This is a genomic window from Achromobacter sp. 1L-A-4-B-C2 (assembly GCF_057291955.1).
Genome location: NZ_JBXAWP010000006.1, coordinates 205,556 through 232,450 on the forward strand (window position 1 = coordinate 205,556; position 26,895 = coordinate 232,450).

At 65.0% G+C, this 26,895-nt stretch carries 22 protein-coding genes; 4 read left to right on the forward strand and 18 right to left on the reverse strand.

All coding sequences use genetic code 11. The features are described from left to right. Positions 1–9: 9 nt before the first annotated feature. From AC0Z35_RS26050 to AC0Z35_RS26095, 10 genes are all read right to left on the reverse strand, one after another. Entirely contained in the window at positions 10–933 is a 924-nt protein-coding gene (locus AC0Z35_RS26050; protein ID WP_104144282.1) for a type II secretion system F family protein, read from the reverse strand. Further along, the gene (locus AC0Z35_RS26055; protein ID WP_120156358.1) at positions 933–2,291 is read right to left on the reverse strand and encodes a TadA family conjugal transfer-associated ATPase; all 1,359 of its coding nucleotides are present in this window, start codon (positions 2,289–2,291) and stop codon (positions 933–935) included. The genes AC0Z35_RS26050 and AC0Z35_RS26055 overlap by 1 nt, the downstream gene beginning before the upstream one ends. Before the next feature lie 34 nt (positions 2,292–2,325). Beyond that, positions 2,326–3,666, reverse strand: a complete 1,341-nt coding sequence (locus AC0Z35_RS26060) for a MinD/ParA family protein (RefSeq protein ID WP_046804085.1) — start codon at positions 3,664–3,666, stop codon at positions 2,326–2,328. After that, positions 3,663–5,045, reverse strand: coding sequence for a type II and III secretion system protein family protein (locus AC0Z35_RS26065; RefSeq protein WP_104144279.1), 1,383 nt, complete (start codon positions 5,043–5,045; stop codon positions 3,663–3,665). Before AC0Z35_RS26065 ends, AC0Z35_RS26060 begins: the two co-directional genes overlap by 4 nt. Positions 5,046–5,107: 62 nt before the next feature. Further along, on the reverse strand, positions 5,108–6,076 hold the full coding sequence (cpaB, locus tag AC0Z35_RS26070; RefSeq protein ID WP_485133211.1) for a Flp pilus assembly protein CpaB: 969 nt from the start codon (positions 6,074–6,076) through the stop codon (positions 5,108–5,110). Next, positions 6,073–6,555: a TadE/TadG family type IV pilus assembly protein gene (locus AC0Z35_RS26075; protein ID WP_046804087.1), complete on the reverse strand. Its 483-nt coding sequence runs from the start codon at positions 6,553–6,555 to the stop codon at positions 6,073–6,075. The genes cpaB and AC0Z35_RS26075 overlap by 4 nt, the downstream gene beginning before the upstream one ends. Position 6,556: 1 nt before the next feature. Continuing rightward, positions 6,557–6,994 (reverse strand): TadE family protein, encoded by a 438-nt coding sequence (locus AC0Z35_RS26080; RefSeq protein WP_370512734.1) that lies wholly within the window; start codon positions 6,992–6,994, stop codon positions 6,557–6,559. After that, positions 6,964–7,485, reverse strand: coding sequence for an A24 family peptidase (locus AC0Z35_RS26085; protein WP_046804089.1), 522 nt, complete (start codon positions 7,483–7,485; stop codon positions 6,964–6,966). The genes AC0Z35_RS26080 and AC0Z35_RS26085 overlap by 31 nt, the downstream gene beginning before the upstream one ends. A 151-nt stretch (positions 7,486–7,636) precedes the next feature. Continuing rightward, complete coding sequence (locus AC0Z35_RS26090) at positions 7,637–7,816, reverse strand: Flp family type IVb pilin (RefSeq protein WP_046804090.1); 180 nt, start codon at positions 7,814–7,816, stop codon at positions 7,637–7,639. A 116-nt stretch (positions 7,817–7,932) separates the two neighbouring features. Then, complete coding sequence (locus AC0Z35_RS26095; RefSeq protein WP_485133210.1) at positions 7,933–8,763, reverse strand: MHYT domain-containing protein; 831 nt, start codon at positions 8,761–8,763, stop codon at positions 7,933–7,935. 488 nt (positions 8,764–9,251) lie between these two features. On the opposite strand from AC0Z35_RS26095, the gene AC0Z35_RS26100 reads away from it, so the two are divergent. The 3 genes from AC0Z35_RS26100 to AC0Z35_RS26110 all read left to right on the forward strand — a co-directional run bounded on the left by AC0Z35_RS26100 (position 9,252) and on the right by AC0Z35_RS26110 (position 13,679). Then, a complete protein-coding gene (locus tag AC0Z35_RS26100; RefSeq protein ID WP_485133209.1) occupies positions 9,252–10,961 on the forward strand; it encodes a ShlB/FhaC/HecB family hemolysin secretion/activation protein in 1,710 nt (569 codons plus the stop codon). A gap of 375 nt (positions 10,962–11,336) precedes the next feature. Then, complete coding sequence (locus AC0Z35_RS26105; RefSeq protein WP_485133208.1) at positions 11,337–13,106, forward strand: collagen-like triple helix repeat-containing protein; 1,770 nt, start codon at positions 11,337–11,339, stop codon at positions 13,104–13,106. Between the two features lie 27 nt (positions 13,107–13,133). Next, positions 13,134–13,679, forward strand: coding sequence for a MarR family winged helix-turn-helix transcriptional regulator (locus AC0Z35_RS26110; protein ID WP_046804094.1), 546 nt, complete (start codon positions 13,134–13,136; stop codon positions 13,677–13,679). A gap of 70 nt (positions 13,680–13,749) precedes the next feature. On the opposite strand, the gene AC0Z35_RS26115 is transcribed toward AC0Z35_RS26110, so the two are convergent. The 7 genes from AC0Z35_RS26115 to AC0Z35_RS26145 all read right to left on the reverse strand — a co-directional run bounded on the left by AC0Z35_RS26115 (position 13,750) and on the right by AC0Z35_RS26145 (position 24,371). Next, the gene (locus AC0Z35_RS26115) at positions 13,750–15,438 is read right to left on the reverse strand and encodes an ABC transporter ATP-binding protein (RefSeq protein WP_046804095.1); all 1,689 of its coding nucleotides are present in this window, start codon (positions 15,436–15,438) and stop codon (positions 13,750–13,752) included. Then, positions 15,435–16,943: an ABC transporter permease gene (locus tag AC0Z35_RS26120; RefSeq protein ID WP_485133207.1), complete on the reverse strand. Its 1,509-nt coding sequence runs from the start codon at positions 16,941–16,943 to the stop codon at positions 15,435–15,437. The genes AC0Z35_RS26115 and AC0Z35_RS26120 overlap by 4 nt, the downstream gene beginning before the upstream one ends. Before the next feature lie 5 nt (positions 16,944–16,948). Next, a complete protein-coding gene (locus tag AC0Z35_RS26125) occupies positions 16,949–17,926 on the reverse strand; it encodes an ABC transporter permease (RefSeq protein WP_104144273.1) in 978 nt (325 codons plus the stop codon). Continuing rightward, positions 17,923–20,157 carry an ABC transporter substrate-binding protein gene (locus AC0Z35_RS26130; RefSeq protein ID WP_046804098.1) on the reverse strand — a complete coding sequence of 745 codons (2,235 nt, stop codon included), beginning with the start codon at positions 20,155–20,157 and terminating at the stop codon, positions 17,923–17,925. Before AC0Z35_RS26130 ends, AC0Z35_RS26125 begins: the two co-directional genes overlap by 4 nt. A gap of 104 nt (positions 20,158–20,261) precedes the next feature. Next, positions 20,262–20,912 carry a thermonuclease family protein gene (locus AC0Z35_RS26135; RefSeq protein WP_219990572.1) on the reverse strand — a complete coding sequence of 217 codons (651 nt, stop codon included), beginning with the start codon at positions 20,910–20,912 and terminating at the stop codon, positions 20,262–20,264. Between the two features lie 170 nt (positions 20,913–21,082). Further along, positions 21,083–22,171: a magnesium and cobalt transport protein CorA gene (locus AC0Z35_RS26140; protein ID WP_120156364.1), complete on the reverse strand. Its 1,089-nt coding sequence runs from the start codon at positions 22,169–22,171 to the stop codon at positions 21,083–21,085. Positions 22,172–22,235: 64 nt separating this feature from the next. Next, positions 22,236–24,371, reverse strand: coding sequence for an ATP-dependent helicase (locus AC0Z35_RS26145; protein ID WP_485133206.1), 2,136 nt, complete (start codon positions 24,369–24,371; stop codon positions 22,236–22,238). 91 nt (positions 24,372–24,462) lie between these two features. Between AC0Z35_RS26145 and AC0Z35_RS26150 the strand changes: the two genes are divergently transcribed. Then, entirely contained in the window at positions 24,463–25,359 is an 897-nt protein-coding gene (locus AC0Z35_RS26150; RefSeq protein ID WP_485133205.1) for a DUF72 domain-containing protein, read from the forward strand. Positions 25,360–25,369: 10 nt separating this feature from the next. Here the strand turns inward: AC0Z35_RS26150 and pdxR are convergent, their stop codons facing one another. Then, complete coding sequence (gene pdxR, locus AC0Z35_RS26155) at positions 25,370–26,863, reverse strand: MocR-like pyridoxine biosynthesis transcription factor PdxR (protein WP_370512735.1); 1,494 nt, start codon at positions 26,861–26,863, stop codon at positions 25,370–25,372. Between the last annotated feature and the right edge of the window lie 32 nt (positions 26,864–26,895).

Consider the following 26,895-nt stretch of genomic DNA (forward strand, 5'->3'; position numbering starts at 1 on the left):
TGCCTTCCCTTAAATCGACTTGGCCATGCGATACAGCCAATAGCAGCCGCCAATTTGCAGCACCACGGCGGTCAGCAGCATCTTGAAGCCCAAGGGGTCTTCCCACAGGCCCATGAAAAGCTTGTTGTTCGCCACGATGATGAAGCCGGCGATTCCCACCGGCAGCAGCGCCAGGATCCACGCCGACAGGCGCACTTCGGCCGAGCTTGCCGACAATTCATTGCGCGCCTGCGCCACGTCGCGCATGAACGCGGCCATGCGCTCCAGCACCTGGTCGCTGCGTCCGCCAAAGCGCATCGCCAGCGACACCACGGCGGCCACCATGTACAACTCTTTCAAGCCATACATGCGCGACACCTGTACCAGCGCCGCGTCCAGTTCCTTGGCCGAGCGGCTCAGGCTGGCCGCCGTTTCCACCACTTCCAGCAGCGGTTGGTCGGTGGTGGCGGCGGCCGTCTGGAACGCGGCGCCCATGCTGTTGCCGATGGTGATCAGGCGCACGATGTTGTCCAGGAAGGCGGGCAACTGCGCAATCATCCGGCGCCGCCGCTTGTCGGCGCGCAGCCACAGCAGGAAGTACATCAGCACGGCCAGCATCACGAAGGACACAACGCCCGACAGCGGCCCCAGGAACACCCAGGCCAGCACCGCGCCCAGCACCACGGGCACCGCCGTGCGTAAATAGAAGCCCGGACTTTGGCGCACGCCGGCCAGCAACAGCAGCCGGTCCCAGCTGGAAAACCCGCTGCGCATCGCGCGCCCGCCCTCGGCGAATGGCGTTTCTTCCGGCGCTTCCCGGCCGCGCTTGAGCTGGTTTTCCAGGAACGCAGAGCTGGCCGCGCGCCGGGCGCCGCTGTTGGCATGTCGCCAAAGCAGCACCGCGCCCGAAGCCATCACCAGCGCCAGTGCCCCCAGGATCAAAGCGTCTTGCATCAGCGCCTCCGGCTCCAGAAGCCGCCGCCGCCATCGTTGTCGCCGGGCGGGTTGTCGTTCACGCGCTGCTCGTTGCGCAGCTTCGCCAGCTTGGGCGTGTGCGGGTGTATGCCCAGCCAGTTCCAGCGGTCTTTCTCTTCGCCCTCGGGCGTGGTGAAGGTTTCGTGCCGGTACAGTTCCTGCGTCGAGATGACGTTGTCGCCCATGCCGGTGACTTCGGTCACCGACAGCACGCGCCGCTTGCCGTTAGACAGCCGGCCGATCTGCACGATGAAGTCCAGCGCGCTGGCGATCTGACGGCGCAGGCTGTCTTCGCTGCCCTGAAATCCCGCAAAGCCCGCCAGCATTTCGATCCGGTACAGGCATTCGCGCGGTGAGTTCGCGTGGATGGTGGCCATCGACCCTTCATGGCCGGTGTTCATCGCTTGCAGCATGTCCATGACTTCCGCGCCGCGCACTTCGCCCACCACCACGCGGTCGGGCCGCATGCGCAAGCTGTTGCGGATCAATTCGCGGATGCTGACCGCGCCGCTGCCGTCAAAGCCGCCCTGCCGCGACTCCAGCCGCACCACGTGCGGATGGTTCAGCGACAGTTCGGCGGTGTCTTCCACCGTAACCACGCGCTCGGTCTCCGGAATGAAGAACGCCAGCGCATTCAACAGCGAAGTCTTGCCCGAGCTGGTGCCGCCCGATACCAGCACGTTGCAACGGTTCTTCACGGCTTCATGCAGCAGCCGGTAGATGTCTTCGTCAAAGGTGCCCAGCGTCAGCAGGTCGGCGGGCTTGAGCGGGTCCTGGCGAAACTTGCGGATCGACACCATCGGGCCATCCACGGCCAAGGGTTCGATCACCACGTTAAGCCGGCCGCCATCGGGCAAGCGCGCGTCCACCATGGGGCTGGACTCGTCCAGCCGCCGGCCGATGGGCGCAAGAATGCGGCGCACGATGCGCAGCACATGCTGGTTATCGGTAAAGCGCAGCGTCTCGCGCGCCAGCACCCCGCGCCGCGAAACGAACACGTTGTCGTAACCGTTGATCAGGATGTCTTCGACGGCCGGATCGGCAAGCAGGTCTTCCAGCGGCCCCAGGCCGGCCAGTTCCTTGGTCAGCGCCTCGGCGATCAGGCGCATTTCGCCTTCGTTGATCGGCACGCGCCGCAAGCGTACAAAGCTTGCGACTTCGATATCGACGAACTCCTGGATGGCCGATCGCGCCCAGCGGCCGAACTCGGCGCCCAGTTCTTCGATGCGCGACAAGAGGTGCTCGTACGCCGCCGTCTTGACTTCCTGGAAGCGGTTCGACGAGGCAAAGTCCTTGTCGCCGTCACCGCCGAATTCAATGGTCGCTGTCATGATCATGTCGGATTCCGCCGCCGTCCCGTGAAGCTTGCCGTTAACCGACGATCATGCGGCGGTGCACACCGGGCAGCCATGTGGCCAGCCAGCTAGCCCGCCCGCCGGGGGTGTTCTCTTCCGCGCTGAGTTTTTCCGCCAGCGTCTGCACCGCGCGCACATACACGTCGCGCTCGGCCTCTTCATGCAGCAGGTGACCCTGGTTCGTGCAGACCATCAGGGCCAGCGTGCGGTCCGGCAACGTGCCCACCAGATCCAGTTGGAAGCGGTCGGCAATCTGCTGCGCGGTCATGCCGTAGCGTTCGTCGTAGCGGTTGACGATCAGGCCCAGGCTGCGGCGGTCAACATGCAGTTGCTCCAGCTCTTGCAGCAGGCCGGCCAGCGACACCAGCGCCCCGACGCTCTGGTCGGTCACAATCCAGTTCTGTTGAGACGAGCGAGCCAGGCCCGCCACGAATTCCGGGTTGGAGAACCCGCCCGCATCCGCTACGACCACGCCGAAGTGTTGGCGCAAGCGCTCGAACACCAGCAGGGAGTCGGATTGCGAAACGTCGCGCATCTGGGATAGATCGCGCGGCAGCGCCAACACGCTCAGACCGTTGTTGGTGTGGGCCATCGCCGAACCCAACAAGGTGGAATCCAGCCGGCGCAGGTTGCGCGCGGCTTCCGCAAAATCAAAGTCGCTACCGATGTTCAGGTAAAGCTGGCAATCGCCCACCGGCCAGCCCAGGTCCATCAAGGCCACGCGGCTGGCCAGGGGCAGCATGGCGCCCGATTGTTCGGCCGGCTTGACGGGCTTGGCGCCGTTGGCGCTGGCGCGCGCAAGGTGCGCCTGCTTCAAGCGGTCTTGCACCATGCCGGCCAGATGCACGGCCAGCGTGCTGGTCCCCACGCCCGGACGCGCGCCCAGCAACAGGACGCTGCGACGCGAGCCGTCCATGCGGCCACCACTGGCCGGCACGTCAAGCAGGCGCAGCACCACTTCCTTGACTTCCTCGGGTGCGACCGTGGGGTCCACGAAATCGCTGACGCCCGCACGCAGCGCCGCGATGGCGCCTTCAGGCTGGCTGAGAAAACCGACCGCCACACGCGGCACGGTCGGCGCGATACGCGCCAGCAAGCGTGCCAACTCGGCGGATTTGAACAGCTTTCCGGGTTCGTCCTCACTCAGGGTGAAGTCCAGGAAAACCACTTGCGGTCCGATCTCGGTCAATCGCCGCGCCAACTCTTCGATGCTTGGGGATTCCTGGGTCAACATGCCCATGTCTCCCAAAGCTTGTCCAAGCTGCGCGGCGACGCCATCGCCTTTTGAGCAAAACAGGAACCGCTTGCCGTTTTGCAGGCCAACCCACTCGCTGGCATGTGTCTTCATATTGCTCACCGTGAAAAGCCCGGCATTTGCTGCCCGCCTACCGGGCCCATCAGGTAATAGCCCCAGGCATTGAAAGTTGAATCTGCTGTTTCTTGACGGCCGCCGGGCAGCGGCAGCGTCACCCCGCGCGCAATCGGGCGCACCAGGCGCGGCGTCACGACGATGACCAGTTCCGTGTCCTCTTGCGAGTAGTCCACGCTGCGAAAGAACGCGCCGATGATCGGCAAGTCGCCCAGCATGGGCACCTTGTTGACCATCGCCTTGGTCTGACGCGACACCAGGCCGCTGATCACGAAGCTCTCGCCGTCGCCCAATTCCACCGTGGTATCCGCCCGGCGCGTGCGCAGCGCGGGGATGACGGTGCTGGCGTCGTTGCTGGTGTTGATGGCGATGCCGTTGCTGTAATCCAGTTCACTGGCCTCTGGCGCCACCTTCAACGAGATGCGATCGCGCGACAGCACGGTCGGGGTGACCGTCAGGCCGATACCGAATGGCTTGAAGGTCACCGTGGTGGTGCCCAGGCCGCCCGCTTCGGGAATCGGCAGTTCGCCCCCTGCCAGGAAGCTGGCGCTTTGACCCGTCAAGGCGACCAGCGTGGGTTCCGCCAGCACGCGCGCCATGCCGTTGCTTTGCAAGAGGCGCAGGCGCGCCGCGAAATTGTTCGTGTCATAGAACAGCGAGAAGCCCGCGGCAATCGGGCCGCCCGGCGTGAACCCCAGGGGCGCGGCCAGCCCCGTCGGGGATACGGCGCTGGCGCCGGCCCAGGGGCCATTGCTGGCGGCGAAATTGATGCCTGCTTGCTTCATCACGGAGCGCGACACTTCCACGACCTTGACTTCGACCTGCACGACGCCGCCCGCGCCGGCCGAGGACACGTCCACGACGTTCTTGTCGCCCACTGCGGCGGCGGCTGCCTTGGCGGCGGCGATCTGCGCCAGCGGGGTTTCGGCGTAGCCGGACACCACCGCGTGCTCGCCCGCGATGTCGATGTTGGGGCCGCCCTGAATGCCGCGGCTGGCCAACGCCGCCTGCACCGACGTAGCCACGCGCACGTTCCAGATCTGCGGCGTGGGGCTGTTGCCCGTCCATATCTGCAACTGCGTGGTGCCCGCCTTCTTGCCGTACAACAGCAGCGAGCCCGCGCGCTTGCCGGAGGCCGGCAGGATTTTCACGTCGGCGACCTCGGGGTCGCCGATGGCAATGCGACTGGGCGCGGCGCCGTCAAGCATCAGCGATTGCTGGCCTTTGACGGCCACCGCGATATCACGGACCGGTGCGTTCGCCGCCGCCGAGGGCGCGGCGCCCTGGGCCAGGCTTACGGCACCGTATGTCATCGCCGCTGCGGCCGACAGGACGCAGATCATGGTGGTGCGCTGATATCTTTTCATGTGCTGGATCTGGTTGCTTCTAATGGTCCAGCCGCGGCGGCACCTGCCACGCGCAGCCAAGTTCAATAACGAACGCGCTCGGATTTGTCTCCCCGCACGATTTCAACGGTACGGCCCCCGCCGCCGCCACTGCCGGCAGTGGGCGCCGACACGCGGTTGGCGGGCGCTCGCGCCGCGGGTGTGGCGCCTTCAAGCTGCACCAGGCTGTCGCCCGCAAAGGCGCGGTTTGGGCCGGTCAGCAAGGCTTCACGCTGCGCGGGGGTGAGGTCGGCGCGGGTGGGCAACACCGTGCCGCGCTTGGCGAACAGCGTGGCGTCCGGCACGGCGTCATCGCCGACGGGCCGCAACGCCAGTTGCAGACGGCCGGCGCGGCTGGCCAGGATCAGTTCATTGATCTGTTCGACCGGCACCGCAAGCACGGCGGTGCGCGCCGGCTGCCCGGGGCCTTGTTGCAGCACGGATTTTTCTTCGGGACCGTCCACCGAGCTTTTGCCAAAGGCCAGCACGCGCAGCTGCGATTGCAGCAGGCGCGCCTGGCCGCCGGAGATTTCCTGGCCTTTTTCCACCATGAAGAACACATCCACCAGGTCGCCGGGCGCAATGCGGTTGCCGCCGCCGACCACTTCGTCGACCGCGATGGCGACAGCCCGTTCGCCGGGCTTGAGCTGCTTGGCAAGGCCCTGCGCCAGCAGGCTGGGAACGATGGGGTCACCCGCTGCGATGTCCACGCGCGCCACGGCGCCTTCCAGCGGTGCCGGGGTGTTGAAGCTGTTGGAAAGCGCCACCTGCCATTGCGCGACGGTCAGCATTGTTGCGGCGTCGATGCGCGTGCCGGCGGCAATGGCTTCCTTGGCCACGACAACATCGTGCAAGGTCACTTGTGGCGCGGGCGTCGCTGCCGGCGCGGTGGCGACCGGTGACGGATTGGCGGGCGGAGGACCGGAATGCGACGCCAGGCGCCACGCCAGGAAGGCCAGCACCAGGCCCGCCACCAACAACACGCCCGCAATGATCTTGCTAATACTGCTCATGGTGTCCCTTGCGATATCTGCACGATGGCTTTCGACGACAACCTGCTTGGTACCCAGTTCTTGTTCGTGCCGGGCAGCATGACGATGAACGATTGCAATGTGGCCAGCAGCGGCCAGGACTGGGTGTTGTAGGTCATGGCGACGGTGGCGCAATTGGCGACTTCGCCGCCGGACCCGGCCCAGGCGCACGGCGCGCGCGTGGTCGCGCATGCCACCGCCGAGCCGGTCGAGAAAACACTCATGGCGGCCGAGCAGGCATCGCCCTGCACGTTGGCGCTGCCGCTGATCTGCGCGTACACGGCGGCGCGGGCGCCCTCTCCGGCGGCGGCTGCCAACTGTTGCTGCATCCAGAACAACACGCCGTAGCCCACCACGGCGCAGATGAAGATCAGCAGCATGGTCAGCGTCAGCGACAGTTCAAGCGCGGCAATGCCGCGTTGGCGCAGCGCTGGCGCAAAACGGGTTCGTGGCAGTGCCATGTCAGCCTCCCACGCCCAGCGTGTTGCCAAGATGAACCGTGGCGCGCGCGCTGAGCACGCTGGTGGACGGCATCAACATCGTCTGCAACAGCGGAAACGAGGGGATCAACGGATGCGCGCCATAGGCATACGACACCGTCACTTCGATCTGGTCGGCGGCCAGCGGCTGACCGCTGCACGTGCCGCCCGCGCTGCTGCTCAAGGCGCCGCCGCTGCCGCAGACCGCAACCTTGATCGGCGCGGCTGACATGGAAGCCATCCAGGATGCGATATTCAGTGCGGTGTCGCGGCCTGCGTTGGCGCGCGCGGCCAGCGACGTGGTGCCCGCCTGCCATTGCAGGACTTTGCGGGCGCCGTCCTGTGCGGCCAGCGTGACGGAATTCTGCGCAAGAAACACCAGCCCGTAGGTCAGGATGCCGTAGAGCACCAGGAAGAACACCACGAATACCAGGGCGAATTCAAGGGCATAAGAACCACGCTGAGCGCGGCGATACCCAGATACATGGCATACGGAATTTGACGCAGCCGGTGCGACACCGCCCAATAGCGCGACACCACCACATACGCCAGCGCGTGCACGCCGGCCAGCAGACTGGCCAGCACCATCACCAGGATCAGCGGCGCCAGACCCAGCCACAGCCCCAGGATGGCGATTGCCTTGACGTCGCCCGCGCCCATCAGGCGCCGGCCCCAAAGCGGCAAGAACAGCAAGGCTGCCAAAAACCCTGCCCCACACATCAACCACCCGGTCCAGCGCGGCGGATACGTCCATCCAGGCACGAAGGCGGCGGCCAGCAGCCAAAGCAGCTGCGCCACGAAGCCCACCACGATCAACGTGTTGGGTACGCGGCGATAGCGCAGATCGTTGTAGATCAGCACCACGTTCCAGCATGCGAACAACAGCAGCCACAGCACTTCCCCTGGATACAAGGCAGGACCTTCTGATCAAGCAGATTCAACGGCAGGCCCGCTCGTCCAGAAGAGCGCAACCCGTGTCAAGCAAACAACCTCGGACTTCAGCCACGTACCGCGATGCCCCGACACATTGGGTCATCGCGGTACGCGTTAGCGCGCTAGGGCATCAACCCCCGCCTGCGGTATTGAGCTTGGTGCCGAGTCCCGTGAACATGGTGCCCAGGGCGTCGGTGAAAGTCCCCACGGCAGCGATGAGGGCCACCGCCACCAGACCCGCGATCAACCCGTATTCCAGGGCGGTGATGCCGTCTTCGTCGTTCCAGAACTGCGCAAGTTTCGCTTTCATGTCGAGCTCCTAACACTCGATTGATAATTGAGCCGATCCGCGTGGCGGTGCCGACCCCCTATTGCCGGTATTTCTCGCGTCCGAATGAAAAGCATACGAACGCATACCGGGCCCTGCTAGCCCGGCCCCAATGTGGAGCCGGGCGCCTTGCCTGGTTCAGCCACAGGCGCCGATTCAATAAACGAGTCGATACGCTGCGCCATGCGCGAACGGAAACGGGTCGACGCGCGTTGCAGCTGCCAACGCATGATCAGCAACATGAGCGCCGACAACACAAACGCGATATACGGCAGCATCACCCCGCCGATTTGCAGGCTGGACGCCTCGCGGGGGGTTGAGCAGATAACCGTGCCGGCCGCCGCGCCGGTGTAATGCATGCCGCAAACGGCCACTGCCATCAAAATGGCCGCGCCGCCTCGTTGAAACTCGTTCTGGGTATTGAACGCCAGCCAGAGCGCGGCCGAAGCGGCAATTACGGCGATAAGCACCGATAAAACGACAATGGGCAGATTCCACAGCAGCACGGCCGGCATGCGCATCGCGCCCATGCCCAGGTAGTGCATCGCGGCCACGCCCAGGCCGGCGGCCATGCCACCCACCAGGCATCGGCCAAAGGTGAAGCGTTCGCGGCCGACATACCAGAAGGCCCAGCCGGAAAACCCGGCGGCAACGAAGAAACTCAGTATGGTCAGGCCAACCTGATAACCGACATCAAACGGCAGGTTCTGCGCCTGCATGCCAATGAAGTGCATGCTCCAGATGCCCACGCCGCCCATGGCTACCGCGCCGATGATGATGTAACCGATGCGTAGGTCGCCGTCCTGGGTTTCTGTGCGAATGCCCGCCGCCGCCAGCAAGGCGACGTACGAGCCCAGTACCGCTGTCAGAAACGACAGAGCGACCAGGCCGCCGTTGAACGAGAGCGGAACAATATCGCCCGGGTTCATGAACGGCCCCGGTGAAACAGCGGCAATAGGCAAAGCGGGATCGGTTGATCGCGCCAATGATTACTAGGGTGATGCGTGCCCATCTCGTGGACTCCCGGTGGCTCATAACCGATGTGTTTTGAAACGTTTATATAGTCTTATCTATTAACATTTAATACACATCAGGGTTTACACGTATATTCACATCCCGACGCCCACCGACATGTAACCAATACAGCGAAACTAGGGTGAACTTAATAAAAATCCCCTAGTTAACCCTTATAAAACTTAAATATTTTCTTTCATGAGAATCTCAATATGTTGTAATCCTGCCGTTCCCGACTGGTCACAATGAAATAATTTGTTGTTAACTCCGTCCGCTGGCACCATATTGCCTACGACGCACTGAAGCACCTTTTACAATACTGCGTCCCCATTTTTATTCAGTATTCCCGCAATATCGAATACTCATCGGGACGGCGTTGGTAGAAACAGAGACACACTAGGCAATGAGACGTACGTACCCGGCAAGTTCGCTTACCCTCGCCCTGATCTGTACGGTTTTCTGTGGCGCCCCCGCGCGCGCCGACGGCCCTTTGCGAGGCAACCCCGTCGACGCGGTCCCGCAGCTGGAAAGGCCGCCGGGCGCCACACAACCGCCCCCCGTCGTGCAGACGGCAACCCCCGAGCAACTGGCATTGCAGGCGCGGCTGGCCCAACGCATCGTGCCGCGCAATTTCGATGTCAGCGGCGTGCACGCGATTCCCTTCGACGAGGTTTCCGCAATACTCAGCCCCTTGTCAGGCAAGGAAATCAGCCTGGGGGAACTGGTCCAGCAGGTCGATAAGATCACGCAGCTATATCGCGACAAGGGATACCCCCTTTCGTTTGCACTAGTACAAAACCAGACATTTGCGAATGGGCTGGTCGTCGTGACCGTGGTGGAAGGGTTTATCAGCAATGTGCGCATCGAAGGCGATATCGGTAACGCACAAGATCGCCTGGACACCTTGGCTGGCCCGCTGAAAGAGGAACGTCCGCTTAAACAATCCACGCTGGAGCGGCAGCTGAACCTGATGCGCACGGTGCCAGGTGTGAAATTCACGCCCAGCCTGGATTTACCGCGCCGCGCTGACGGCGCCACCGAACTGGTATTGAACGCGACCCGGCATCCTTTCAGTTTTACAGGCGGCGTGGCCGACCTGGGCACCGGTATGCAGCCCTTGGTCAATGTGGGCGCCAGCAGCCTTACCCCGTTGGGCGAACAGGTCAAGTTGACCGCGGCGGTGCCCTTCAATACCGACGACGTGAAATATGTAATGGGCGAAATCAGCGTGCCCATCGGCCCTGACGGCTTGGCCATCAAAGTGGATGGTTACCACTATGACGCCAAGCCCAAAGACGACGCGATCGAATATCTGGGGTTTGAACGACGGGTAAAGAACGACCGCATCGGTATCGGGGTCAGCTATCCGATCCTCTTGAGCAATACGCGGTCGCTGACGGGCACGGTGGGTATGTACGCCGCCAATTCCAAAGACCGATATGAATCGCGCAATGCCGACCTCTGGTTGCAACAGGACGCTCGGGTACGCGCTGCAAATATCGAATTACGATATATACAGTTGTCGGAAATCCAAACAACCGACATAACCGCCAGCGTGTCCAAAGGCTTTGATGCGGCGGGCGCGAAGAAGGATATCTCAAGCAATTACGGTTATTCCGCCACGCCGATTCTGGACCTGGATTTCGCCCGCTATAACCTGAACGCCAAACAAACCGTCGCCCTGCCGGCCCAGTTCGGCCTGACGTTTTCAGGCGCCGCGCAATATTCCAGCAATATATTGCCCTCGTCCGAGCAAATCTCTTTTGGCAGCTGGCGCTACGCAATGGGATACCCGCAAGGGGAACAAAGCGGCGACAAGGGTGTGGGCGTATCGGCCGAAATCAACCGGCGCTTCGGCACAGGCTGGGAATACCTGTCGGCCGTCCAGCCTTATGCGCTGATCGACTATGCGCGCACCTGGTACAACAACAAGGGCTTGCAAGCGCTGAACCAGCGGCACCTGTCCTCGGTGGCGCTGGGGCTGCGCTTCACGGACGATAAATACTATCTGTTCGATTTCAACGTGGCCAAGCCAATCGGATCGGCCACGGTCAATAACGACCGCGACGTGCGCTTTAACGCCAACTATTCGTTGTTCTACGACGCGTTCTGACGCACCGCATTCCCGACCCCTTTGGCGCCTGCTCCGACAGGCGCTTTTTTTTGCGCGCTTGCCACAGGCTGAAACGACCTTTATTTGCGCCGGTTCCCAACACCGCGTTACGTAACGTCGCCCGTAACGTAACGTCGGATAACCGGCCATTCGTAACATTCGCAGGCTTTTTGTGGTCGCAAAAGTGACGAATTCCCAAGCCTGGTACAAACCCTCGAATCCACACCAGTGCATTGAAAACAAAGGATTTTATTAACCCTCAAATGCGTGGACCCGTGCAATGTGGGTCCGTTTGAAAAATCTTGGCACGGATTATGCATGTAGAGCGGTACCGGGCGGTTTCCACGCCTGACCTACCAACCCGAGGAGCTCGCCATGATGTCCAAGATTGAAGCCAGCCGCATTCAACGCATTTTGACCGCCACCGTCATGGCCGCTGCTGTCGTCAGCGCGCTAGCGGCGTGCGGAAGCAGCGGTGGTAGCAAGAAAACCGCCGGCCTGCCCGGCATCGATATCCCGACCAACCCAGGTGGCACGAACCCCGGTGGCACCAACCCGGGCGGCACCAATCCCGGTGGCACGGACCCCGGCAACCCTGGCAACCCGGGCACTCCGGGCGGCACCGACCCCAATCCCCCGGTCAATCCGGTGACGGCGGGCCTGCTGCAAACGACGTTGGGCAACACTGGCAACGCCGTGGACAACACGTTGCCCCTGAATCTGGGCCCCACGCTTGGCGGCGTGGGCAAGGCACTGGATCCCACGGTGGAACCGGTGGTCAACACCGTGGTCGGGCTGACTCAGCAAGTGGGCGCCACGACCGGGCTGGGCGCTCCGGTGGACGGCGTGACGACGCAAGTAGGCGGCGCAGTGAGCGATTTGGGCACGTCGATCAAGGGCGCCGGCCTGCCCGGAGGCTTGAGCTCCGGCCTGGGTGGCCTGGTGGACGGTTTGGGCAAAACCGTGGGCGGCGCGGGCGATCTGCTGAACGCGGCCCCCGCCAATCCCATGCCGCTGACGACGATGCTGGGCAACGCCACCAACGCCGTGGGCGCCCTGACGGACGGCCTGGGTGGCCAAGGGGGCTTGCTCAATCCGGTCATGCAACTGGCGGGCGGCGTGACGGGGCGCCTGCTGGATGGCCCGTCCAGCCCCGTCCTGCAACCGGCCCTGTCCAATGTTGGCAAAACAGTGGACAACGTGCTGCCCCTGGGCCTGCAACCGACGCTGGGCGGCGTTGGGGCCGCGCTGGACATGAACGTTGCGCCGATCGCCGGCACGGTGACCAACCTGACGCAGCAAGTGGGCGCGAAAACGCAGCTGGGCGCCCCCGTCGCCGGGCTGTTGACCAGCCTGGGCGGCACGCTGGCCGGCGCGGGCGGTACGTTGCCGGGTAACACGGCCGGCCTGAACGGCGTGTTGCAGGGCCTGGGCGGCGCGGTCGCCAGCGCGGGCGGTCTGGTTCACGCCACGCCGGGCAATACGAATCCGCTGGGCTCCACGTTGGCCAACGCGACCGGCGCGGTGGCGTCGGTGACCGGCGCCCTGGGCCTGGGCGGCGTAACAGGCGGCATAACGGGCGGCGTGACCGGTGGCGGTACGAGCGGCCTGCTCAGCCCGATCACCGGCATCCTCGGCGGGGTCGGTGGCGTGGGCGGAACGCCCGCGGCGGGCGGCGTGAACGGTTTGTTGGCACCGGTGACCAGCTTGCTGGGCGGCGTGAAGGGTGCGGTGGGTGGCGCGACGGGCGGAACGGCGGGCGGCGCGGCCAACGGCGGATTGCTCGGCGGATTGCTGGGTGGTGTGACCGGCGGCGCCACGGGTGGATCGGCGGGCGGCGCCTCGGGCGGCGCGGTCGGCGGCGGCTTGCTGGGTGGCGTGCTCGGCGGCGTGGCGGGTGGCGTGTCGGTCGGTGCGACGACCGGTACCGGCGCCAGTGCTGGCGTCAGTGCGGGTGGCGCGGCCGGTGCGGCAGCCGGCGGTGCGGCGGGTGCCGGCACGGCAAGTAACGGGGGTCTGCTGGGCGGTTTGCTGGGTGGTGTCACCAGCAGCTTGACCGGCGGTTCAACGGCGGGCGGCACCTCGGGTGGCGCTGCCAACGGCGGGTTGCTGGGCGGTTTGCTCGGCGGCTTGGCCAAGAAGTAAACAACTGATCCGCCTAGGAGCGAAATCATGCTGCAACAAGAAACGATCGCCCACCATGAGCATGTGACTGTTATGCCAGAATCCCGCACGAATGAATTGCGCCCAGGCATGCTCGACGATATCGCCCTGATGTTGGGTCGACAGTTCTCGGTGTACAACGCCGCGTGCCAGTCGGCCCTGGCAGACAAGCTGGGCATCCCCCTGGCGGATCTGAAAGCGCTGGAATTAGTGATGGAATTCGACGCCTTGCCCACCGGGCAACTGGCACAGCTGATGGGAATCAGCTCGGGCGGCGCCACCGCCTTGATCAACCGGCTGGAGGCGGCAGGTTATGTGCAACGTGGCCGCCACCCGCTGGACCGCCGGATGATCGTGATCCGGCCGGTCGAGGAACAGTGCCAGCATCTGGCGCAGGAACGCCAGTGGGTCGCTGACGCGGTGATGTTGATGGCGCGACGCTACGACACCACCGAACTGGAAACCGTGCATGCCTTCCTGGCGCAATGCGTGCGCGCCTTGCGGCACGACACGCTGGTCTGGCTGGAAACGCCGACGTCCCATCACGAGCTGTGACGCGGCTGGCGTCCTGCCCGGACGCCAGCCTGCCACGCGCCCTGCATCCTTGCGGATCAGGGCGCGTTTTTTATGAGCCGAACTGCAAGCGCGGCACCGCCGCAAGCAGGCGCTGGGTCAGTGGCTGGCGCGGCGCATGCAGCACGGTATCGGCATCGCCCAGCTCGACGATGCGGCCACCGTCCATGACCGCGATGCGGTCCGCCAGATATTCCACCACGCCGAAGTTATGCGTGATGAACAGGTAGGCGATGCCCAGCTCGTCCTGGAGTTCACGCAGCAGGTCCAGGATCTGCGCCTGCACGGACACGTCCAGCGCGGACGTGGGTTCGTCGCAGATCAGGACCTTGGGCTCGACGGCAAGCGCCCGCGCGATGGCGATGCGTTGGCGCTGCCCGCCCGAAAATTCGTGCGGGTAGCGCGTCAGCGTGTTGGCCGGCAGGCCGACGCGTTCAATCAACTGCGCGGCATGCGCGGCGCGTGCCTGCGGGCTCATAGAGCGCCGTAACGATGCCAGGCCCTCATCCAGGATATCGCCCACCCGCATGCGCGGATCCAGCGACGCATAAGGGTCCTGGAACACGATCTGGATGTCTTGCCGCAGGTCGCGCAGCGTGCGGCGGTCGGCGCTCAGCAAGTCCTTGCCTTGCAGCATGGCGCGGCCCGAAATGCGCGCGCCGTCGATCAGGCGCAATAGCGCCTTGCCGGTGGTTGTCTTGCCGCAACCGGACTCGCCCAGCAAGGCCAGCGTCTCGCCCGCGCGCAGCGTAAAGGTGACGCCGTCCACCGCCTTGACCCAAGACACGACACGCCGCAACGGCCCCTTGCGCACGGGGTAGTGCACCTTCAGGTCTTGTACGTCCAGCACCAGGTCGCCCGCGTTACCGGGCGCGCGTGGGCGGGCGCGCTCGGCCTTGCCCGCGCTGGCCTCGCGGCCTTGCTGGGACAGCGGCGCGCCGCGCTTGTCGAACGTGGGAATGGCTTCGAACAACTGCCGTGCGTACGGATGCTTGGGCGCGCGGAAGAATTCTTCGGCGCTGGCGCTTTCCACGATTTCACCGCCACGCATCAGGGCGACGTGATGCGCCACGTTCTTGACCACGGCCAGGTCGTGCGTGATCAACATCACGGCCATGCCCATTTCGCGCTGGATATCGGCAAGCAAGTCCAGCACCTGCGCCTGCACGGTAACGTCCAGCGCGGTAGTGGGTTCGTCGGCGATCAACAACAGCGGCTCGGCCGCCAAGGCGATGGCAATCATGACGCGCTGTTTTTGCCCACCCGAAAATTGAAACGGGTAGTCGTCCACGCGGCGCTCGGGCTCGGGGATGCCCACGCGGCGCAGCCAGTCGATGGCGCGGGCGCGCGCCGCCGCCCCGCGCAGGGGCGTATGCGCCGTCAGCGTTTCGATGATCTGGTCGCCCACGCGCATGACCGGGTTCAGGCTGGTGGACGGCTCCTGGAAAATGATGCCGATGCGGCCGCCGCGCACCCCGCGCATCGCGCTTTCGGGCAGGCGGTTCAGGTCCTGGCCATCCAGGTCGATCTGCCCACCCACGATGCGGCCCGCGTCGGGCAGCAAGCGCAACAGCGCCAGCGCCGTCATGCTCTTGCCGCAGCCCGATTCACCCACCAGCGCGAAGGTCTGGCGTTGGGAAATGGCCAGCTCAAGGCGCTTGACCGCATGCGTCATGCCGGATTCCCCGGCAATGTCCACATCCAGGCCGCGCACATCCAGCAAGATGGAATCCTGGCTCATGGGGCTTCTCCGGACTTCGATGGGCGCGGCTCGGCGGCCAGCGTCTGGCGGCGGCCAAACCAGCCGCCCAGACGCGCCATGCGGCTGGGTTTGTAGCGGCGCGTGCGCGGGTCGAACGCATCCCGCACCGCATCGGCAAACAGGTTGGCCGCCAGCACCAGCGCCAGCATGAACAGGAATGCGGTCATCAGGCTCCACCAGATCATGGGATCGCGGGACATTTCCAGCCGCGCCCCGTCAATCATCGAACCAAAAGAATTCATGCTGGGGTCCACGCCGATGCCCAGGTAGGACAGCACGGCCTCGTACAGAACCAGCCCCGAAAATTCCAGCACTACCGTAATCAGCACCAGGTGCGCCACGTTGGGCAGCAGGTGGCGCGTCATGATGCGCCAGTGCGACACGCCAAAGGCACGCGCCGCCTGCACGTATTCCAGTTCGCGCAGCTTGAGGGTTTCGGCGCGCAGCAGGCGGCACAGGCCCGCCCAGCCGGTCAGCCCGAGAATCATGCACAGCAGGAACAGGCGCAGGTCGGCGCGGGCGACGGAGGTGTCGAAAAGGTCGGCATGGTTGTCGATATACACCTGCATCATCAGCGCGCAGGCTGCCACCAGGAGCACGCCGGGAATCGACGTGATGGTGGTGTACAGGTACTGGATGGCGTCGTCGACCTTGCCCTTGAAATACCCGGCCGCGATGCCGAAGATGATGGCGGGCGGCAGCATGGCGAGGGTGGTCAGGCTGCCGATGACTAGCGCCGTGCGGATGCTTTTAAGCGCCTGCCACAACACGTCGTTGCCGATGCGGTCGGTGCCCAGCGCGTGGTAGCCGCTGGACAGGCCGGCCAGCGCCCCGGCCGTCAGGCACAGCAGGGTAAAGGTGATGGCCATGGCGCGCCAGGGCACGTCCGACTCTCCGCCCAGCAGCATATGCGCCGCCTGCCTGGCCGACTGCGCGCGCCGCGCCAGCAAGGCAAACAACACGGCGGCGGACAATAGCGCAACAGCCAAGCCGCCGGCCAGGCCCCAGCCCAGGCGCTTCAACACGTCAGGCACGTGCTGGGTATCCGGATCGGTCACATGCGTGGCGGCGCCGCGCAACCGCGGGAAATCGCGCACCGGCTTGTCGTTGACCAGCATCGTTTCTTTCAGGAACAGCTTCACGGCCAACGGCTGCGAGTAATTTCTTTCGGGCTGCGTCAACACCGTGCCGGCCAACAAGCCGTCCAGCGCCGACTTGACCACGGGCGCGTAGATGGGCGCGGCGTCGGCGGCGGCACCCGGCGCGGGCGGCAGTTGTGGCCGATAGTGCACGGAATCGAGAAGCCCCACCACGGTGAAGGCGGCAAGAATGACGGCCGAGCACATCGCCGGCGTGTCACGCGCAACGCGCCCCCAGGTGGCGCGCAGGTTGGGGCTGCGGCGCACGTGCCAGACATAGGCCAGCGCACCCAGCACCATGAGCCACAGCGCGATGTCGGTCCAAAGGAAGACGATCTTGGGCATGGCGGCTACTCGAATCGAACGCGGGGGTCAGCCAGCGTGTAGGAAATGTCGGCCAGGATCAGCCCCACGATATAGAGCGCGGCGCCCAGGAACACCATGGCGCGCACCACGGAAAAATCCTGCGCGTTGATGGCGTCGATGGTGTAGCTGCCCAGGCCGGGGATGCCGAAGAAAGACTCGGCGATCAGGCTGCCCATGAACAGCAGCGGCAAGGCGGCCACCGTGCTGGTCAGGATGGGCAGCATCGCGTTGCGCAGCACGTGGCGAAACAGCACGACGCGTTCGGCCAGGCCCTTGGCGCGCGCGGTGCGCACGTAGTCCTTGCCGATCTCTTCCAGGAACAGCGTGCGGTAAAAGCGCGCCTCGGGACCCAGCCGCGACACGATGGCGATCAGCACCGGCAGCGCCAGGAACTTGACCACGTCCAGCCCGCCCGAAAACCCCGAGAACGGCACCAGCCGCATCAGCTTGGCGAACACCCACTGCCCCGCGATGATGTAGAACAGGCTGGAAATGGACAGCAGCAGCACGCACACCACGACGCCCCAGAAGTCCAGCCGCGTGGCGCGAAAATACACCAGCGTCAACGAAAACACGATGCTGACGAACAACCCCAGGATGAAGGTAGGCACGGCCAGCGCCAGGCTGGGGCCCATGCGCGTCTGGATCTCGCGGCCGATGTCGCGCCCGCTGTCCGATGCGCCGAATTCCATGGCCAGCAGCGGCACCGAGCGCTGGTAGAAGATGGTGTCGGTCAGTTGCGCCGTGCCTTGCGCGCGCTCGTTGAAGAACAGCGGCTTGTCGTAGCCGCGTTCGACCTTCCATTTTTCCACCGCGTCCTGGCTGGCGCGCTGCCCGCCGATAGCCAGGCGCGCCATATCGTCGGGCGTGTTCACGGCAAAGAACAGGATGAAGGTGAACAGGTTGACGCCGATCAGGATCAGCACGCCATACAGCAGCCGGCGAATCACATAGCCGATCATGATTGATGCTCCTTGCGGACCGCCGGGCCGAAGGCGGTCTGGCGTTCGCGGCGCTTGAGCGCCACGTACGAAGGCCAGATCGCCAGCGCCAACAGCAGCACGAACAGGCCGATCGGCCACCACCTTGGGACGTTCCATTCATCGATCTTCTGCTGGCGCAGCGCGGGATCGATCTTCATGTATTGCAGCGTGTTGCGCACCATCTGCGTGGGCTTGGCGTTGCCGACCCACTGCTGATAGGCGCCGCCCGACATCGGGAAATAGCCGAACATCCACGGCGCATCCCGCTGCACCACCGCCACCATCTTGGCGATCAGCTGTTCTTTCTGGGGGCCGTCGTCCAGGAACTTCATCTGTTCGAACAGCTTGTCGAATTCCGGGCTTTGGTAGTTGGCTGCGTTCTCGCCGCCCCCCCGCGCCTTGGCGTTGGGGCCGTACAGCAGGAACAGGAAGTTTTCGGCGTCGGGGTAATCCGCGTTCCAGCCCCACAGGAAGATCTGCGCGGCGCCGCGCGTCATCTTGTCCTGGAAGCGGTTGTAGTCGGTGGAACGCACGTCCAGCTGCACGCCGATCTTGGCCATCTGCCGGCGCATCCAGTCAAAGCGCGGGTTCGACCCGCCGCCCTGCATGGCGTCGTAATACAGCACCAGCGGCGCGCCGGTCTTGGCGTTGCGGCCGTCGGGGTAACCGGCCTCGGCCAAGAGCCGCTTGGCCACGTCGACGGACTTGCGCACGGGCTTGCCGTCAACCAGGTCGTAGACCACCGGGTTCACGCCCTCAGGCGGATCGCGGTAGCCCAGCACGCCGGGAGGCACCGGGCCTTGGGCCACGGACGCCTGATCGTTTTCGAACACGGTGACGAATTCTTCCCAGTCGAACACGATGCTGATGGCTTGGCGCAGCTTGCGGTTCTTTTCCGCCTGCTCGGGCGTGTCGCCCTTGCCCACCACTGGGTCCAGCCAGTTAAAGCCCATGTACCAGTTGGCGGTTTCCACCGTGGTGGGCAGGCGAATGCCGTGTTCGCGGTACTGCTTGGCCTTGTCCTGGCTGTCGCCCGCCGCCACCAGCATGGCCACGCCGTATTCGCCGCGTTCGATTTGCGGCACGTCGTAATAGCCCTGCATGAATTTGCCGATCAGCGGGATGGCTTCTTTTTCCAGGCTGAACACGGCGCGGTCGATAAAGGGCGTGGGCTTGCCGCAGTCGGCCAGCATGCCGGCTTCCTTGTCGCCGGGTGCGCCCTCGCAGGGGTAGGCTTCGCCGTGGAAGTTGGGGTTGCGCACCAGCACGTGGCGACGGTTCTGCAACGATTCCGCCATCATGTACGGGCCGGTGCCGACCGGCCAGGTGTTCAACGACAGGTCATGCGCGGCCATGCCCGGCTGGCTGTAGAAGCGGTCGGCCTCCCAGGGGATGGGCGCCGTGAAGGTCATGGCCAGCCAATATTTGAACTGCGGGTACTTGCCTTTGACGCGAATGCGCAGCGTGTGCGGGTCCAGCGCCTGGATGCCGGTAAAGCCGTCGGCATCGCGCAGGTCCAGCCACGAGGCGGCGCCGCCGCCGGGCAGATCGCGGCGCAGGTCCCGGTCGCGTTTGCGCAGCCGGTCGCCGTATTCCTGCATGCCGACCACGTGGTCCGCCATCACCGAATAGATGGGCGACACCACGCGCGGGCTGGCCAGACGGCGAAACGCGTAGACGTAGTCGTCCGCCGTGAGTTCGCGCGTGCCGGTGCGCGGAAAGTCGGGGATGTAGTACTTGTCTTTAAGGTCGTCTTCGGAAATCGGGAAGTAGTCGTAGCTGCCGTCGGTCTTGCGGGCGAACGCGGGGTGCGGCTGGTAGCGCACGCCCGGGCGTATCTTGATGTCGTAGATGCTTTCGGCGATTTGTTCGCCCGGCGCATCGGCGGGCAAGGGCTTGCCCTGGGCGTCCAGATACTGCGGCGGATCAATGGACTGCGCGGCGCGCGGCACCAGCTCGTACGGCCGCTTCAGGTAGTGATACCCGTACAACGGCTCGTAGATGTTGTAGGTATAAGGGGTTTCGTCGCCGGAATAAGAGCTTGCCGGGTCCAGGTATTTGGGCGAACGCTGGACAAACGCGGAATAAAGCGTGTTCTGGCTTTCGGCGCCGGACGGATACGGGCTGTTGATGGGGCTTTCTTGAGAGCAGCCCGCCAGCGCCAGCAACATCAGCATGGCTGTCGCCCTGAGCCGCTTCATTGCAAGCATGGAAACCTTCCCTTCAAAACGTTGCGACAGAGGATAGCAAAGGCGGGACGCAGCCAGTACCCAGGCATGCCCTAGCGGGTGCACGGGGCGGCGACCGCCCCTCATCACCCGCACTGGCGCTGGCGCCAGCAGTCATAGCGCCATTTCCAGGGCTGCATGGCGCCCTCTTTGGCCCATAGGCCGCGCTTGGCGTCCTGGGCTTGGCGTTGCAAGCTCGTCATGGCCTTGTCGCGCAGGTAATCGCCGCGCCTGGCGGTGTAGGCCCAGGCGTAGCCGGACTGCACCTGCAAACGGTTGGCCGAGCGGCCGTCATCCAGAATCAGCGCGCAGACGTCGCGGCCGTACTGATCTTGTTCGTAGCATTGGGCGGTCAGGGTCTTGCCGGCGACCAGATCCGCCAGATTCTTGCGGGACGCTTCGGCAAAGGGTTGGCCGGGCTGGTCGGCGCCGTGGCCTTCTTCGGGCGCATCGATGCTGTCCATGCGGATGCGGCGCTGGCCATCGCGCGCGCGCAGCGTGACGGTGTCGCCATCGGCCACGTTGACGATCGCGCCGGTCAGCGTGTAGCTGCCGGGCGGAATGCCGTCGGCCGCAGGCGAGCGCCCATCGGCCGAGGGGGGACGTGACGGGCGGGGCGAATCGCCCTGCCCCGACGGCTGTAGCCAATTGACGATGGCGCCCGCCGCCGCAAGAATCAAGGCAACGATCAGGGCGGTCAGCTTGCCGCCGCCGCGAAATGGGGGTTTGCCACGCACCGGCCGGCCTCCAGGTAAGAAACGCGGCAAGTGTGCCACAGGCGGCCCGGTTTTTCGTTAATCGACCGTGCGGAAAATGTCCCGGTCGCTTGCCTTGCTGGACCTCTCGCCGCCCCTGCCGCCCGGGCTGGCGTGTCGGCCTGCGTTGCGCGCTGTTCCCGGCCCGCCTTTCATAGCCAGCCGGACTTGCGGAACCGCCAGTACAACACCGAACAGATCGACGCGATGACGCCCAGCGTGATGGGATAGCCCAGGGGCGACTTCAGTTCCGGCATGAATTCGAAGTTCATGCCATAGATGCCGGCAATCGCGGTGGGCACAGCCAGGATGGCGGCCCAGGACGCCAGCTTGCGCGTCGTGTCGTTCTGCGCCGCCTGGCCGATCATCAGGCTGGCTTCGAAAGCGAACGCCAGCGATTCGCGCAACGCGTTGAACAGCTCGTCCACGCGCAGCACGCGGTCGGCGACCTCGCCGAAGTACGGGCGAGCATGCTCGTCCACGGCCGACATCTCGACGCGCGCCAGCCGACGGCATATTTCCGCCATCGGCGACACCACGGTATGAATGCGCAGCAAGTCGCGGCGCTGGCGGTACAGCCTGCGGATATCGGAATCCTTGGCGCCACGGATCAGCAATTTCTGTTCGGCGCCTTCGACCACGCTTTCGATCTTGCCCGCCGCCGCCACGTAGCGGTCGACCAGCCAGTCCAGCACTTCGGAGGCCACGTAGTCGCTGCCGCGCTTGAGCAGGTCGGGCGACGCTTCCAGGCGTTCGCGCAGCGGGCTGTGCGCCGCCGTGGCGCCGCGCCGCACGGTGACCAGAAAGCCGTCGCCGATCAAGAGCTGGGTTTCGCCGAAGACAGGCCGTTCGGCCTCGACCTCGACGGTGATGGTCACGATAAGAACCATGTTGCCGTAATCGATGATCTTGGGCCGCCGGTGCGGTTCAAGCATCTCTTCCTGGTTCTTGCCACAAGCGCCCAATTCACCGGTGACACGGGCCAGCAATTCGGGCGTGGGGTTGCGCAGGCCGATCCACAGCATGCCGGGCGGTTGGCCGGGGCTTAATCCGCCTGATTGCCCGCCTGATTTGCCGTCTGATGGGCCGCCCAGTTGGTCGCTGTTCTGGCTGCTATACCGGCCGATGTGCTGGCCGACTTCATCGATGGGCACTTCGCGGTCGCGGCGGCCGTTCACATAGGCGATGGACGCCACCACCTCGCCCTTGTGGACGTCGGCGAAATTCTCTTCAGCAGACATGGATACCCTTTGGCAATGCGAGCCCTGCGGCACAACTTATGGCATCGGCTGATGATAGCGCAGGCTATGAGAACAGGTTGCGCACCCGCCGGGTCACGTCGATGGCCGGCGCCTGCGCCTCTTTGGGCGGCGCGCCCGCAGGCAGGTCGCCCAGCGCGGGCGGCCGAGGCAGGTGTTCAAACAGCGGCAGCATGGCGTTGGTGATGTAGCGCGTGCGCGACCCGTATACGTGGCGGTCGCCCATGCCCGTCTGCTGGTGCACGTAAAAGCGCTGCGGCACGATCAGTTGCAGCCGTTCCTTGGCGCGCGTCATGGCCACATACAGCAGGCGCCGCTCTTCTTCGATCTCTTCGGCGGTGCCGGTGCTCATGTCGGACGGGATGCAGCCATCGACCACGTTCAGCACATAGACAGCCTTCCATTCCTGGCCCTTAGCCGAGTGGATGGTGGACAGGATCATGTAGTCCTCGTCGCGCGACGGCGCGCCGGATTCGTCACCGGTGGCGTCGGGCGGGTCCAGGGTCAGCTCGGTCAAAAAGCGTTCGCGCGACGGGTAGCCCGCCGCCAGCCGCACCAGCTGGTCCAGGTCGGTCTTGCGCACCCGCGCGTCGTCGTACAGGCGTTCAAGCTGGCCGGCGTACCAGCGCAGCGCCAGGTCCACGTCGGCGGGCCAACGCAGGCCCGGGTCGCACAGCGCCGCATAGGTGTCGGCGAACGCGCCCCATTCCTGTTGGGCCGCCGCGCCGGGCTTGAACTCGCGCAGCGCGCGCAGCGGTTCGGGGCTGGCCGCCATGGCGTCCATCAGCTTGCCGGCGGTGGCCGGGCCGATGCCGGGCATCAACTGCGCGACGCGAAAACCCGCCATGCGTCCGCGCGGGTTCTCGGCCCAGCGCAACAGCGACAGCAGATCCTTGACGTGCGCGGCTTCCAGAAAGCGCAGCCCGCCGAATTTGACGAAAGGAATGTTGCGCCGGGTCAGTTCCAGTTCCAACGCGGCGCTATGGCTGGCCGTGCGGAATAGCGCCGCTTGCGACTTGAGCGTGGCGCCGCCCTCGCGCTGCGCCAGCACCTGGTCGGCGACCCAGCGCGCCTGCCCGGCCTCGTCGCTGACGGTGACCAGTTCGGGCAGTTGCGACGAGACGCGATCGGTCCAGAGGTCTTTGGCGTAGCGTTCGGTGGCCAGGCCGATCACCGCGTTCGATGCGTTCAGGATGGGCTGGGTCGACCGGTAGTTGCGGTCCAGCGTGATGACGCGGGCGGGTTTGGGAAACTGCGAGGGAAAATCCAGGATGTTGCGCACGGTGGCGGCGCGGAACGAATAGATGGATTGCGCGTCATCGCCCACCACTGTCAGGCCGCGCCCGTCGGGCTTCATGGCCAGCAGAATGGCGGATTGCAGGCGGTTCGTGTCCTGGTATTCGTCGACCAGCACGTGGTCGAAGCGCGCGCCGACATCGGCGGCGATGCCGGGGTCCGTCATCATTTCTGACCAATACAGCAGCAGGTCGTCGTAGTCGAGCACCTGCTGGTCCTGCTTGGCGGCCACATAGCCGCGAAACAGCGTCTTCAATTCCTCTTCCCACTGTGCGCACCAGGGGAATGAGGTTTTCAGCACGTCGGCCACCGGCGTCTGGCTATTGACCACGCGCGAATAAATCGCCAGGCAGGTGCCCTTCAAGGGAAAACGCGATTTGGTGGATGACAAGCCTTGTTCATGCCGCACCATGCCCATCAGGTCTTCGGCGTCGCCGCGATCGTGGATGGTGAAGGCTTCAGACAGGCCGATGCGCAGTGCGCAGTCGCGCAGCAGCCGCGCGCCGATGGCATGGAACGTGCCTGCCCAAGGCAACGACGGCGCCTGTTGCGACCCGCGCAGGTTCATCACGCGTTGCAGCACCGAGCCCACGCGCCGGTCCATTTCCTGTGCCGCGCGGCGCGAGAACGTCAGCAGCAGCATGCGCTGGGGGTCGGCGCCGTTCAGGATCAGGTGGGCCACGCGGTGCGCCAGCGTGTTGGTCTTGCCCGATCCCGCCCCCGCAATCACGAGCAGGGGGCCGTCATCGAACGCCGCGTCTTCGGCCGAGCTTGAGCCCGAACTTGAGCCCGGCCGCACGCCGAATTCGGCGGCTTCGCGCTGGGCAGGGTTCAGATCGGCAAGGGGATCGGGGCGGGTGTTGGCAGTGGGATCGTGGTCGGGCATGGCGGCAAGTAGGCCAAATGACTGGCTATTTATCCAGCTATCATAGCAGCGTCGTCGCCCTGCCCCGCGCCCCATCCGCCACCCTTTTGCCATGCGTATCCTGACCGGCACCGCCTCCTGGACCGACCCCACCCTGCTCGCCTGCGGGCGGTTTTACCCGCCCGACGTGCGCGGCGCCGAAGCGCGGCTGCGCTTTTACGCGTCGCGCTTTTCGATGGCGGAAATCGATTCCAGCTACTACGCGCTGCCGTCGGCCAACAACGCCTATCTGTGGGCGCAGCGCACGCCGGACGACTTCGTCTTCAACATCAAGGCGTTCCGCTTGTTCACCGGCCACCAGACGCCGCTGGCCGCCCTGCCCGGGGACATCGCACGCGAACTGGAAGATTGGCCGGACCCGATCATCTACCACCGCCAGATGCCCGAAGACCTGCGCGATGAAATGTGGCGCCGCTATCAGCTGGCGCTGGAACCACTGCGGATGCCGGGCAAGCTGGGCGCGGTGCATTTTCAATTTCCCCCATGGATCCGGCGCGACGCGCGAGGACGCGCGCATGTGGCCGACTGCGCCGCGCGCATGCAAGAGCATTTGATTTCGGTGGAATTTCGCCATCGCAGCTGGTTCGACAGCCCGGGCGCCATCGCCGACACGCTGGCTTTCGAACGCGATCTGGGCGTGGTGCACACGGTGGTGGACGCGCCGCAGGGCTTTGAAAATACCGTGCCCGCCATCTGGGAAAGCACGCATCCCGATCTGACGCTGCTGCGGCTGCACGGCCGCAATGCCGATGCATGGAACGCCTCGGGCAGCGCGTCGTCGGGCCGCTTTCAATATGAATATAGCGAGCAGGAGCTTGCCGAACTGGTTGAACGCTTCACGCGGCTGGCCACGCAAAGCAGCCAGGCGCATGCCGTTTTCAACACCAACTTCGAAGACCAGGGCATGCGCAACGCGGCGGCATTCGGCGCGGCGCTGCCGCTTTTTTAGGCGGACCCGGTCAAGCCGCCGCGGGCTTGCGGGCGACGTCGGCCAGGCTTTCCAGCAGCACCTCGAACTTGCGCGCAATATCGTTTTCCGGCACGCAGGCATAGCCCAGCAGCAGGCCGGGCCGCCGCCCTTCGGCATTGACGTAATAGCGCGACAGCGCGCGGGTCAGCACGCCCTTGCTGCGCGCCACATCCACCACGCGCAGGTCGTCCATGTCCAGCGGCAAGGTCAGCACCAGATGCAACCCTGCCATGCTGGCGTCACGGTGCAGCCAGTCCGGGCCCAGCCGGCGTTCAATCAGGTTGACCAGCATCGCGCGGCGCCGCCCATACAGCATGCGCATGCGGCGGATGTGCGCGGCGTAATGGCCTTCGGAAATGAACGTGGCCAGCGCCGCGTGCGTCATCAGATGGCCTTCGCGGTAGAGCTCAGCGTGCGCGGCCTGGAACGCGGCGGTCAGCGGCTTGGGCAAGACCAGATAGCCCACGCGCAGGCCCGGGTACAGCGTCTTGCTGAACGTGCCCATATAGATGACGGGCGCATCGGGCTCCAAGCCCAGCAACGAGGCGATGGGGCGGCCCGAGAAGCGGAATTCGCTGTCGTAATCGTCTTCGATGATCCAGCTGCCGCTTTGCCGCGCCACGGCCAGCAATTGCCGGCGGCGCGCCAGCGACATCACTGGCCCCAAGGGATATTGGTGCGATGGCGTGACGAAGATAAAGCGCGGCGGCGTGCCGCCGGGTTCGGGCAGGCGCATGCCCTCTTCGTCCACCGGCAGGTGCACGGTGTGCAGGCCGTTGGCTTGCAAGATGGTGCGCGCGCCCCAGTAGCCGGGGTCTTCGACCCAGGCGGTTTCGCCGGCTTCGCCCAGGATGCGCGTCGTCAGGTCGATGGCCTGGTGCGAGCCTTCGGTGATGATGATCTGGTCGGGGTCGCAGTCAATGGACCGCGTCAGCGCCAGATGCTGGGCCAGCGCTTCGCGCAGCGCCGGCAGGCCGCCGCCGTAGGCATAGGTCAACAGATCGGGCGACGGGTTGCGCCACAAATTGCTGACGATGCGGCCAAATTTCTTGTGGGGGAATTCGGTCAGGTCGGGCACGCCGGGCATGAACGCGCCCCACTGGTAGGGCGAGGCCGACACGCCTTCGACAATGGCCGCGCCGCGTGGTGACAGCGCGGGCCCCGGTTGCGCTTGCGCGGGCTGGCGCAGGCGCCGGCCGCTGGCCAGGTAAGAGTCGGGCACCGACGCGTTGACGAACGTGCCGTTGCCCTGCCGGCTGCGCGTATAGCCTTCGGCTAGCAACTGGCTGTAGACGTGGACCACGGTATTGCGGGCAATGCCCAGCTCTGTTGCCAGGTCGCGCGACGCAGGCAAACGCGAGTCGGCGGCGATGGCGCCATCCAGGATCGCTTCGCGTATGCCACGATACAAGCGCTTGTTCATGGGCTCGCTGGATCCGTCCGCCAGACGCAGCAGCAGCAAGTCACCTACAATGGACCGCAATTGGTTCTACCTGTTTTATCAAAGTGGTTCCC